This is a genomic window from Peterkaempfera griseoplana (assembly GCF_001418575.1).
GTDB lineage: Bacteria > Actinomycetota > Actinomycetes > Streptomycetales > Streptomycetaceae > Peterkaempfera > Peterkaempfera griseoplana.
This window is the reverse complement of the sequence record NZ_LIQR01000212.1, coordinates 25,958-36,344: the sequence shown is the minus strand read 5'-3', so window position 1 is coordinate 36,344 and position 10,387 is coordinate 25,958. Positions and strand designations below refer to the sequence as shown.

11 protein-coding genes are annotated in these 10,387 nt (G+C 74.1%); 5 read left to right on the top strand and 6 right to left on the bottom strand.

The genetic code is table 11. From position 1 onward, the window contains the following. Positions 1 to 136: 136 nt before the first annotated feature. Together AOK09_RS17060 and AOK09_RS17055 are read right to left on the bottom strand one after the other, a co-directional pair. The gene (locus AOK09_RS17060; RefSeq protein ID WP_055588067.1) at positions 137 to 925 is read right to left on the bottom strand and encodes a DUF4232 domain-containing protein; all 789 of its coding nucleotides are present in this window, start codon (positions 923 to 925) and stop codon (positions 137 to 139) included. A 161-nt stretch (positions 926 to 1,086) separates the two neighbouring features. After that, the gene (locus AOK09_RS17055; protein ID WP_265736730.1) at positions 1,087 to 1,368 is read right to left on the bottom strand and encodes a DUF1876 domain-containing protein; all 282 of its coding nucleotides are present in this window, start codon (positions 1,366 to 1,368) and stop codon (positions 1,087 to 1,089) included. A gap of 100 nt (positions 1,369 to 1,468) precedes the next feature. Between AOK09_RS17055 and AOK09_RS17050 the strand changes: the two genes are divergently transcribed. Further along, a complete protein-coding gene (locus AOK09_RS17050; RefSeq protein ID WP_055588066.1) occupies positions 1,469 to 2,329 on the top strand; it encodes an Fpg/Nei family DNA glycosylase in 861 nt (286 codons plus the stop codon). Position 2,330: 1 nt separating this feature from the next. Here the strand turns inward: AOK09_RS17050 and AOK09_RS17045 are convergent, their stop codons facing one another. After that, positions 2,331 to 2,606 carry an acylphosphatase gene (locus tag AOK09_RS17045; protein WP_175609311.1) on the bottom strand — a complete coding sequence of 92 codons (276 nt, stop codon included), beginning with the start codon at positions 2,604 to 2,606 and terminating at the stop codon, positions 2,331 to 2,333. A gap of 74 nt (positions 2,607 to 2,680) precedes the next feature. Continuing rightward, a complete protein-coding gene (locus AOK09_RS17040; RefSeq protein ID WP_055588065.1) occupies positions 2,681 to 4,249 on the bottom strand; it encodes an MFS transporter in 1,569 nt (522 codons plus the stop codon). Between the two features lie 304 nt (positions 4,250 to 4,553). On the opposite strand from AOK09_RS17040, the gene AOK09_RS17035 reads away from it, so the two are divergent. Next, complete coding sequence (locus AOK09_RS17035; protein ID WP_055588064.1) at positions 4,554 to 5,534, top strand: CapA family protein; 981 nt, start codon at positions 4,554 to 4,556, stop codon at positions 5,532 to 5,534. A gap of 33 nt (positions 5,535 to 5,567) precedes the next feature. Here the strand turns inward: AOK09_RS17035 and AOK09_RS17030 are convergent, their stop codons facing one another. After that, positions 5,568 to 6,251 (bottom strand): TetR/AcrR family transcriptional regulator, encoded by a 684-nt coding sequence (locus AOK09_RS17030; RefSeq protein WP_055588063.1) that lies wholly within the window; start codon positions 6,249 to 6,251, stop codon positions 5,568 to 5,570. 97 nt (positions 6,252 to 6,348) lie between these two features. Here AOK09_RS17030 and AOK09_RS17025 point away from each other — a divergent pair, with 97 nt between their 5' ends. Beyond that, positions 6,349 to 6,984, top strand: coding sequence for an NAD(P)-dependent oxidoreductase (locus tag AOK09_RS17025; RefSeq protein ID WP_055588062.1), 636 nt, complete (start codon positions 6,349 to 6,351; stop codon positions 6,982 to 6,984). Between the two features lie 73 nt (positions 6,985 to 7,057). Here the strand turns inward: AOK09_RS17025 and lpdA are convergent, their stop codons facing one another. Continuing rightward, on the bottom strand, positions 7,058 to 8,458 hold the full coding sequence (lpdA, locus tag AOK09_RS17020; RefSeq protein WP_055588061.1) for a dihydrolipoyl dehydrogenase: 1,401 nt from the start codon (positions 8,456 to 8,458) through the stop codon (positions 7,058 to 7,060). A 121-nt stretch (positions 8,459 to 8,579) separates the two neighbouring features. Here lpdA and pnuC point away from each other — a divergent pair, with 121 nt between their 5' ends. Beyond that, positions 8,580 to 9,236 carry a nicotinamide riboside transporter PnuC gene (gene pnuC, locus AOK09_RS17015; RefSeq protein ID WP_055588060.1) on the top strand — a complete coding sequence of 219 codons (657 nt, stop codon included), beginning with the start codon at positions 8,580 to 8,582 and terminating at the stop codon, positions 9,234 to 9,236. Next, the gene (locus tag AOK09_RS17010; protein ID WP_055588059.1) at positions 9,233 to 10,354 is read left to right on the top strand and encodes an AAA family ATPase; all 1,122 of its coding nucleotides are present in this window, start codon (positions 9,233 to 9,235) and stop codon (positions 10,352 to 10,354) included. Before pnuC ends, AOK09_RS17010 begins: the two co-directional genes overlap by 4 nt. Positions 10,355 to 10,387 lie beyond the last annotated feature (33 nt).

The window sequence follows — 10,387 nt, the reverse complement described above, 5'->3', positions numbered from 1 at the left end:
AGATGTGTATAAGTGACATGCGGAGCACCGGCCGCCTGCGGTCCGGGCCGGGGAGCCGGGGGGTGGAGCCCCGGAGTCCGGGCCGCAGGTGGTGCTTCCCGGCCGGGAGGCACCCGCCGGGAAGGTCTGTGCGATGTCAGCCGATGAGCTTCAGGACGTCAGCGGGGTGGGTGCTGACGGGGGTGGTGCGCAGCAGGCCGGGGCAGATGCGGAGCGGCTTGTCGGCGCCGGTGGTGGTGGCGACCGGGACCTGCAGCACACCGGACTGGCCGGGGATGATCACATTGACGCTGTCCAGCGAGGGGCAGGTCGCGCCGGTGGTGAAGCCGGCGGCGACATAGGCGGTGCCCCCGGCGGCGACGGTGACCGTGTCGCCCTGGTGGCCGATCCGGGTCTGCTTCACACCGGCCAGCGGGCTGCCCACGGCGACGGGGGTGAGACCGGCCCAGCCGTTGAGGACGCAGGAGTGGGTGGTGGTGTTGACCAGCTTCACCACGGTGGCGACCACCCCGGCGGGCAGGTCGCCGACGTTGAGCCCGGCGGCGGCCGACGGCACGTCCAGGGAGCCCTTGAGGTCGTGGACGGCGCAGGCGGCGCCGACCGAGCCGGCGGCGGCGCTCGCGACGCCCTTGACCTTGCCGACGGCGGTGCCGGCGACACCGCGCACGGCCCCGGACCCGACCCCCTTGCCGATGCTGCTGGGCAGCACGGAGGCGGGGACCTTGACGCCGCCCTTGCCGCCGGGCAGGCCGGGGAGCGCGGTGGGGGCGCTCACCGCGGGGGTCGGCAGGCCCGTCACCGCACCGGCCGGGGTGGGCAGACCCGCGGCGGCGGGGGTGCCGGACTTGCAGGCGGTGAGGCTGAGGGCTGCGGCACCGACGATCGCCAGGGCGGCAATGTGCTTCGGGGTGCGGTTGGCGCGCATCAAGACAGGCTCCAGGGGCGTGGGCTGGTGACTTGCCCCCTCTACGCAGCCCACCGCTCCCCGGGTTACATGCCCCTGACGACTTTTCCTGTGACGCCGGTCACATCATCACACCCATCGTTGCTGCGGGGTCCGTGCCCGGCAGAGAGCGGGGCCGGGCCTCACATGGCCAGGTAGGCCCGCAGATGGGTGACCTCCTCGATCTCCCCGCCGGCCTTGGCCAGCAGCTGGCGTGCCAGGTCGTCGAAGGCCCTGGCCGCGGCCACCTCCTCGCCCACCCGCTGCTGCTCCGGGTCGTCCGGGTGGCGGTTCGCGTGCCCGTGCGCCCTGATCTCCGTCCCGTCCGGCAGCCGCAGCAGGGCCGCCGCCCTGGTGCGGGCGTCCCTCTCGCTGAACTCCATCTCCACATGCCATCCGACGAGCGTGTTGGTCTGTGCCTGCACGGCAATCACCTCCGATCACTGCCTCTTCATCCAGGGTGCGCCGCCCCCGGCACCCGCACCACCCCGGCGCCCGGCCGGCACCCGGTGCATCATGGGAGGCATGCCGGAGTCTCCCGAGGTGCAGGCGCTGGCCGACCACCTCGACGGCCGGACGGCCGGCCGTACCGTGGTCAGGCTGGACGTACCGGCCTTCCAGGCGCTGAAGACCTTCGACCCGCCGCCGTCGGCCCTGCACGGCCGCACGGTCGCCTCCGTCACCCGGCGCGGCAAGTTCCTCGATCTGGACGCCTCCGGTCTGCACCTGGTCCTCCATCTGGCGCGGGCCGGCTGGGTCCGCCACCGTGACGGTCTGCCCACCGCTCCGCCCAGGCCCGGCCGCGGCCCGCTCGCCCTGCAGCTGCTGCTGGACGACGGCTCCGGCTGGCAGGTGACCGAACAGGGCACCACCAAGCGGCTGGCCGCCCATGTCGTACGGGACCCGGCGGAGGTCCCCGGCGTCGCCCGGCTCGGCCCCGACCCGCTGGACGGTTCCTTCTCCCGCACCGACCTGGCCGCAGTGGCCGCGGACCGCCGGGTCCGCCTCAAGGGGCTGCTCACCGACCAGTCCCTGCTCGCCGGGGTGGGCAACGCCTACTCCGACGAGGTGCTGCACACGGCGCGGCTCTCCCCGTACGCCCTGGCCTCCTCGCTGGACGAGGAGCAGCTGGACCGGCTGTACGGCACGCTGCGCTCGGTGCTGGGCGAGGCCCTGGAGCGGGCCCGGGGGCTGGCCTCGGGGGACCTCAAGGCGGAGAAGAAGGCAGGCCTGCGGGTGCACGGCAGGGCCGGAGAGCCCTGCCCGGTGTGCGGCGACACCGTACGGCAGGTGGTCTTCGCCGAGTCGTCGCTGCAGTACTGCCCCACCTGCCAGACCCAGGGCCGGGTGCTGGCGGACCGGCGGCTGTCCAGACTGCTGAAGTAGCTCAGCCGGTGGGGAGCACGGCGAACCCGGTCAGGCCCTCCGGCTCCTCCTCGACGACCTCGGCCTGCTCGACCCTGGCGGCCGGTGGCCCCTGGCGGCTCCAGGCGACCACCCGCTCCACCGCCTCGGGCGGCCCCTCGAAGACCGCCTCCACCGTGCCGTCGGCGCGGTTGCGCACCCAGCCGGAGACCCCGTGCTCGGCGGCCGTCCGGCGGCAGGTGTCGCGGAAGAAGACACCCTGCACCTCGCCGGAGACCACCACATGCCTGCGGACCATTCGCCTCGTCACCTCGCCGGGAGGGATCAGTACGTGCGCCAAAGTACCCCGGGGGACGGGCCCCCGCCCGCCGGTCAGCGGACCGCAGCCGCCGCGGCGGGAGCCTCCTGGTCGGCGGGTTCCGGCTGCTCGGGGATGTCGTTCGGCACCCCGCGCAGTGCGAACAGCACCGCCACCGCGACGACCGCGGCCAGCGCCGCACTGCACAGCGCCGCGGTGTGCATCCCCCCGACGAAGGCGTGCCGCGCCGCATCGGTGATCCGTCCGGCGAGTCCGGCCGGAGCCCCGGCCGCGGCCTGCAGCGCGCCGCCGAGGGAGTCCCGGGCGGCGGCGACGGTCCCGCCGGGCAGCCCGTCCGGCAGCCGCAGGCCGCCGCGGTAGACACCGCCGAGGACGCTGCCCAGGACCGCCATGCCCAGGGCGCCGCCGAGTTCGTTGCCGGTCTCGGAGATGGCGGAGGCGGCGCCGGCCCGCTCCCGGGGCACCGCCGCCAGCATGGTGTCGGTGGTGACCGCGAAGGTGAAACCCATGCCCAGGCCGACCGGCAGCATCGCCAGCACCATCACCGGGTAGTGCGCGACGGTGCCGGTGAGGGTGTAGAGGACGAAGCCGCAGGCGGCCACCGCCATCCCCAGGGCGACCACCCTGGCTCGTCCCATGACCCCGATCAGCGGTCCGGCCAGCCCACCGCCCGCCATCGCGGCGACCGCTCCGGGAAGCCCGGCCAGTCCGGCGACCAGCGGCGACCAGCCGAGCACCTGCTGGAAGTACTGGGCGAAGATCAGCGACTGGGCGACCAGGGCGAACATGGCCACCAGGTTGGCGCCCACCGAACCGGAGAAGGCCCGGCTGCCCAGCAGCCGGAGGTCGATCAGCGGGTGGTCGAGCCGCCGCTGGCGCCGTACGAAGACCACCAGGGCGAGCAGTCCGGCGACGGCGGCCACCGCCACCCTCGGCTGGCCCGCACCGGCCCGGGCGGCCTCCTTGACCGCGTACACCAGGCCCAGGACGCCGAGGACCGACAGTGGCACACTCGGCAGGTCCAGCCGGCCCGGCCGGGGGTTGCGGGACTCGGGCAGCACCAGCAGGCCCGCCACCAGCAGCACCGCCATCACCGGCAGGTTGACCAGGAAGACCGAGCCCCACCAGAAGTGGTCCAGCAGCGCTCCGCCGATCACCGGTCCCAGGCCGACCCCGGCCCCCGCGACACCCGAGGCGATGCCCACCGCGGTGGTGCGCTCCCTGGCGTCGGTGAAGACGTTGCGGATCAGGGAGAGGGTGGACGGCATGATGGTCGCGCCCGCGACACCCAGCAGGGCCCGGGCCGCGATGAGCTGCGCCGCGCTGTCGGCGTAGGCGGTCATCGCGGAGGCCAGCCCGAAGGCGCCGGTGCCGATCAGCAGCAGTCGCCTGCGGCCGATCCGGTCACCGAGCCAGCCCATGGTGACCAGCAGGCCGGCCAGGGCGAAGCCGTAGCTGTCGGCGATCCACAGGATCTGTGTGGCGGAGGGGTCGAGATCCCTGGTCAGTCCGGGGATGGCCAGGTGGAGCGCCGTCATGTCGACGGCCAGCACCAGCTGGGCCACACAGCCGATGGTCAGTGTCGCCCACTTGTGGGCGCCGGGAGCAGGTGAGGAGTTCATGCGCCGACTGTCCCGGCGGCCGCTGACCGTCCGCGCACCGTACGCTGACCGGCCCTGCCAGGGGCGCGCCGGGGCCGGTCAGCAGGTCCGGGCCCCGGGCCGGCGGATACGGACCGGCACGTCCAGGCAGCTACGGCCGAGGCGCGCCGCCGCCGGAGCCGCGACCAGGGAGCACCCAGGACGGCGCCCCCCGGCCGCCCGCTCCGCGGACTCGGCGCGGTCCCACCCGTGACCGCCGACCGTCCCGGTCGCATCCTCGTAGGTAGCGGGGGCCACTCGCGGCAGGGAGGCGAGGTGACCGGCGATGGCCGTCACCGTGGCACTGGCAGGGGACACCATGCTGGGGCGGGGTGTCGCACGCTGCCTCGCCGCCGGTGACCGGGCCCGGGAGCTGTTCGGTGCCGAGGTGCGGGAGGCCGTGGCGGGGGCGGACCTGCGGGTGCTCAACCTGGAGTGCTGTGTGTCCGACCGGGGCGAGCGCTGGCCGCAGCCGGGCAAGCGGTTCTTCTTCCGGGCCCCGCCCTGCGCCGCCGACGTGCTGGCCGAACTCCGGGTGGACTGCGTCACCCTGGCCAACAACCATGCGCTGGACTACGGCTACGACGCACTGACCGACACCCTGGCACGGCTGGACGCCAACGGGATCCGCACGGTGGGCGCCGGCCCGGACCTGACCGCGGCACGCCGGTTCCGGGTGCTGGAGGCGTCCGGGATGCGGCTGGCCGTGATCGGCTTCGCCGACCACCCGGAGGACTTCGCGGCCGCCCCGGGCCGTCCCGGGACGGCCTGGGCCGAGCTGGGTGAAGGGCTGCCGGGCTGGCTGGAGGAGCTGGTGCGGGAGGCCGCCGCCGAGGCCGACGCCGTGCTGGTGACCCCGCACTGGGGACCCAACATGACCGTCCGGCCGCCCCGGTATGTGCGACGGGCCGCCTGCGCCCTGCTGGACGCGGGGGCCACGCTGGTCGCGGGCCACTCCGCGCACGTCCTGCATGGTGCGGCGCGCGGAATCCTGCACGACATGGGCGACTTCATCGACGACTACGCGGTCCATCCGGCGCTCCGCAACGACCTGGGGATGCTCTTCGTGGTGGAGCTGGACGGCTCGCCCGTGGTGCCGGTGCGGGTGGAGGCGCTGCCGCTGCGGCTGGAGCCCGGCCGTACCGAGGCCGCCCGCGGTGAGGAGTGGGAGTGGCTGTACGACCGCTTCACCCGTGCCTGCTCCGAGTTCGGCACCGCCGTGGCGCCGGTCGACGGGCGGCTGGTGGTGGAATGGCACGACAGCTGACCGGCGGTGGAGCGGTACGGGGGGATGCCCGGGTCAGCCGGCGGCCTCGGCGGCGATGCCGCCGAGCACGGTGCGGGCCAGCGCCGCGGCGAAGCCCTCCGCCTCCGGCAGTGCGGGCCCTGTGCCGTGCGCCCCGCCGGGGTGGACGTCGTCCGGCCCGCCGGAGTGGAGGTCGTCCGCCCCGTTGAAGTGCAGCAGGAAGGCCCGCTGGAAGCAGGCCCCGAGCAGCAGGGCGGCCGCGGCGTCGCAGTCGGCGTCGGCGCGGACGCGACCGCGGCGCTGCTCGGCCCGCAGGTGGTCGGCGACCGCCAGCAGCGGCTTGTGGGGTCCGGCGTCCAGTTCCCGCAGCGCCTCGCGGTGGCGCCGGAGGAGGCCGGGCTCGGCGAAGAGCGAGGCGCCGATCGGCATGGTGGCCTCGTAGAAGAGGGCGGCGCGGTGCGCGATGCCGGTGAGGCACTGCTCCAGGGTGTGGTCGGCGCTCGCCTCCGGCGGCCCCGCCGGGAGCGGGCCGATCCCGGGCAGCCGCTCGTGGAGGACGGCGACGAAGATCTCCTCCTTGCCGCGGAAGTGCTTGTAGAGGGCGGCCTCCGAGCAGCCGGCGGCGCGGGCGATCTCCTTGGTGGTGGCGCGCGCCAGCCCGATGGTGCGCAGCAGCCGGTCGGCCGCGTCCAGGATGCGCTCCCTGGTCGGGGCCGGGGTGCTCCGCTGCTCTGCCATGGATGTGCCGCCTCTCGCCGTACCGGGGTTGACCGTGGGTACTCCGGGGACCACCCTAGTGGTGAGTGAGTACTTACCCACCCTGCGGAGGCGGCAGATGAAGCTCACGGTCCTCGGCGCCACCGGCGGAGTCGGCCGCCAGGTCGTCCGCCAGGCGCTGGACGCCGGACACCAGGTCACAGCGGTCGTGAGGGACCCGGATCGCTTCCTGCTCAGCCACCCGGCGCTCGAGGTGGTGACGGCCGACGTCACCGACTCGCTCGCGCTGCGGCCTGCGGTGGCGGGGCGGGACGCCGTGCTCTCCGGGCTGGGGCCGCGGGGCCGCAAGGCGGCCGGCATCTCCTCGCGCGGCACCCGGTCCGCCCTGCAGGCGCTGGCGGAGACCGGCGGGCGCCGGATCGTGGTGGTCAGCGCCGCACCGGTCGGCCCGATGCCCGAGGGCGAGTCGCTGCTCTACCGGGCGGTTGCGAGTCCGCTGCTGCGCAGGCTGCTGCGCGAGGTGTACGCGGACCTGGCCGCCATGGAGGCGGAACTCGCCCGCTCCGACGCCGACTGGACGGTGGTACGCCCGCCCAGGCTCACCGACCGGCCCGGCACCGGCCGCTACCGCACCGCCCTGGGCGCCAATGTGCGGCACGGGCGCTCCATCGCGCGCGCCGACGTCGCCCATCTGATGCTGGCGGCGCTGGACGACCCGGCGACGGTCCGCCAGGCGGTGGGGGTGGCCTACTGAACCGGCGCCACAGGGCCGGTGCGCCGTGACCGGCGCGCCGACCCGGGCACCTCCCGGCAGGGCAGCGGCCGCCCTACATGTTGATCATGTGCCCCGCCAGGCCGTGGATCGCCTCCTTGACCGCCTCGCCCAGGGTGGGGTGGGCGTGCACATTGCGCGCCACCTCATGGACCGTCAGGTCCCACTGCTGGGCCAGGGTCAACTCGGGCAGCAGCTCGGTCACCTCGGGGCCGATCAGATGGGCACCGAGCAGCTCCCCGTACCGTCCATCACTGACGATCTTGACGAAACCGGCCGGGTCACCCAGCCCGTGCGCCTTGCCGTTGGCGGTGAACGGGAACTTCTGCACCCGCACGTCGTACCCCTGCTCCCGGGCCTGGGCCTCGGTCCAGCCGAAGCTGGCGATCTGCGGCTGGCAGTAGGTGGCGCGCGGGATCATCACATAGTCGAGCTCCATGGTCTCGGCGTCCGCGATGGTCTCCGCGGCCACGATCCCCATCGCCTCGGCGGCGTGGGCCAGCATCAGCTTGGCGGTGACGTCGCCGATGGCGAAGATGTGCGGCACGCTGGTGCGGCAGCGGGCGTCGACCTCCACGGCGCCGCGCTCCCCCACCCGCACGCCGGTGTTCTCCAGCCCGTAGCCGGTGACCCGCGGTGCGAAGCCGATGGCCTGGAGGACCTTGTCCGCCTCCAGGGTCTGGCGCTGGCCGCCCGTGGAGACATGGACCCGCACGCTGGACCCGGAGTCGTCGATGGACTCCACCCTGGTGGAGGTCAGCACATTGACGCCCAGCTTGCGGTAGCGCCGCGCGAGTTCGGCCGAGACCTCCTCGTCCTCCAGGGGCACCACCCGGTCCATGTACTCCACCAGGGTCACCTGGACCCCGTAGTTGTGCAGCACATAGGCGAACTCCACCCCGATCGCCCCGGCGCCCGCGATCACGATCGAGCCGGGCAGCCGGTCGCTGAGGATCTGCTCCTCGTAGGTCACCACCCGCTCGCTGAGCGAGGTCCCCGGCAGCAGTCGGGTGGTGGCCCCGGTGGCGAGGATGCAGTGGTCGAAGGAGAGCTCCTGGACCGTGCCGTCGCTGCCGGTCACCCGGAGGTTGTGGGCGTCGGTGAAGCGGCCGGTGCCGTGGTACTCCGGGATGCCGTTCTTCTTCATCAGGTAGTGCACGCCCTTGACCCGGCCGTCCGCCACCCGGCGGCTGCGCGCGAACGCCTCGCCGTAGTCGAAGGTCACCTGCCCGTCGATCCGCATGCCGAAGGTCTTGGCCTCGTGGGTGACGATGTGCGCCAGCTCGGCGTTGCGCAGCAGCGCCTTCGACGGGATGCAGCCCACGTTGAGGCAGACGCCGCCCCAGTAGCGCTCCTCCACCACCGCGACGCTGAGCCCCAGCTGGGCGCAGCGTACGGCGGCGGTGTACCCGCCCGGTCCGGCACCGAGGACGACGACATCGAAGTGTCCGCTCATGAACGCCACCCTAGGTCGCCGCAAGGGCCCCCGCCCGGTGTATTCCGGTATCCAAAGCCCTTGGCAGGGGCACCCTCTCCAGTTATCGTCACTCTGACATTTACTGATCGGAGGGGACCCCATGGCCGTCAGCGACGCCCTGGCCGACCTGGTCGCGCCACTGAACCACGTGCTCTTCCACCTCGGGGCCGACGCGGTGACCTGGGCCGAACTGCTGGGCTTCGCCACCGGAGCCGCCTGCGTCTGGCTCACCGTCCGGGCCCGGACCGCGAACTTCCCCGTGGGCATCGCCAACAACGTCTTCTTCCTGGTGCTCTTCTGGAGCGCCCGGCTGTACGCGGACGCCCTGCTCCAAGTGGTCTACCTGCTGCTGGCCGCCGCCGGATGGTGGACCTGGCTGCACGGCGGCGAGCGCCGCACCCGCCGCCCGATGGGCAGCGCCACGCCCCCGGTCCTCGCCCTGGTGCTGCTGCTGACGGTCCCGGCCACCTGGGTGCTCACCGTGGTGCTCACCCGCGCCCACGACGTGGCGCCGTTCTGGGACGCCCTCACCACCGCGCTCTCACTGGCCGCGCAGTGGCTGCTCAACGTCAAGGCGCTGCAGAACTGGTACCTCTGGATCGCCGCCGACCTGGTCTACATCCCGCTCTACACCGCCAAGTCGCTCTATCTGACCGCGGCCGTCTATGTGGTCTTCCTGGCGCTCTGCCTGGTCGGGCTGCGGAGCTGGCAGCAGCAGCTGAACGCCTCCCCCGCCGCCGCGGCGGTGACCGCATGAGCCGCGCGGTCTTCGAGCACGGCCTGGTGATCGGCAAGTTCTACCCCCCGCACGCCGGGCACCACTTCCTGATCCGCACCGCAGCCGACAGCTGCCGCCGGGTCACCGTGGTCGCCATGGCCGCGGACGTGGAGTCGATACCGCTGGCCGACCGGGTCGCCTGGCTGCGCGAGGCCCACGGCGACCGGCCCGGTGTCGCGGTGGTGGGGGTCCGCGACAACCTCGCCGTGGACTACGCCAGCGACACCGCCTGGGACGGCCATGTCGCCCTGATGCGCCAGGGCGTGGCCGCCGGCCCCCACCGGGAGGCACCGGTGGACGCGGTCTTCACCTCCGAGCCGTACGGCGCCGAACTGGCCCGCCGCTTCGGGGCCGCCGACGTACGGCTGGACAGCGGCCGGGACACCTTCGCCGTCTCCGGCACCAAGGTGCGCGAGGACCCCGTCGCCCACTGGGACGCCCTGGAGCCGGCCGCCCGTGCCTGGTTCACCCGCCGGGTGGTGGTGCTGGGGGCCGAGTCCACCGGCACCACCACCCTCTCCCGCGACCTCGCCGAGGCGCTGCGTGCCCGCGGCGGCCCGCACGCCCTCACCCGCTGGGTGCCCGAGTACGGCCGGGAACTGACCGTGGCCAAGCTGGCGCTGGCCCGCGCCCGGGCGGCCCGCGCCGGTGCACCCGAGCCGAGCGTCTTCGACCTCGACTGGGACGACGCCGACTTCGAGGACGTCGTCCGCCGCCAGAGCGCCGACGAGGAGAGCGCCGCCCGGTCCGGCGGCCCGGTCCTGGTCTGCGACACCGACGCGCTGGCCACCACCGTCTGGCAGGAGCGCTACCGCGGACGCACCACCCCGGCCGTGCACGCGCTGGCCGCGGCCGTGCCGCCCCGGGCCCTCTATCTGCTCACCAGCGACGCGGACGTGCCGTTCCACGACGACGGGCTGCGGGACGGCGAGCATCTGCGGCCCTGGATGACCGGCCGCTTCCGGGAGGTCCTCGGCGCGGCCCCGGTCCCCTGGCTGGAGCTGCGCGGCGACCGCCGCCGGCGGCTGCGGCGGGCACTGGACGCGGTCGACGCACTGCTGGCCCACGGCTGGCGGCTCGCCGACCCCCTGGGATGATGGGCACCGCCAGCAGCCGCGATCATCACCGAC

Coding starts and splice junctions, on each gene's coding strand:
- AOK09_RS17035 (WP_055588064.1), top strand. CDS start 4,554: ATGGCCGTCACCGTGGCACTGGCAGGGGACACCATGCTGGGGCGGGGT.
- AOK09_RS17010 (WP_055588059.1), top strand. CDS start 9,233: ATGAGCCGCGCGGTCTTCGAGCACGGCCTGGTGATCGGCAAGTTCTAC.
- AOK09_RS17045 (WP_175609311.1), bottom strand. CDS start 2,606: ATGGTCCGCAGGCATGTGGTGGTCTCCGGCGAGGTGCAGGGTGTCTTC.
- lpdA (WP_055588061.1), bottom strand. CDS start 8,458: ATGAGCGGACACTTCGATGTCGTCGTCCTCGGTGCCGGACCGGGCGGG.
- AOK09_RS17060 (WP_055588067.1), bottom strand. CDS start 925: ATGCGCGCCAACCGCACCCCGAAGCACATTGCCGCCCTGGCGATCGTC.
- AOK09_RS17040 (WP_055588065.1), bottom strand. CDS start 4,249: ATGAACTCCTCACCTGCTCCCGGCGCCCACAAGTGGGCGACACTGACC.
- AOK09_RS17030 (WP_055588063.1), bottom strand. CDS start 6,251: ATGGCAGAGCAGCGGAGCACCCCGGCCCCGACCAGGGAGCGCATCCTG.
- AOK09_RS17025 (WP_055588062.1), top strand. CDS start 6,349: ATGAAGCTCACGGTCCTCGGCGCCACCGGCGGAGTCGGCCGCCAGGTC.
- pnuC (WP_055588060.1), top strand. CDS start 8,580: ATGGCCGTCAGCGACGCCCTGGCCGACCTGGTCGCGCCACTGAACCAC.
- AOK09_RS17050 (WP_055588066.1), top strand. CDS start 1,469: ATGCCGGAGTCTCCCGAGGTGCAGGCGCTGGCCGACCACCTCGACGGC.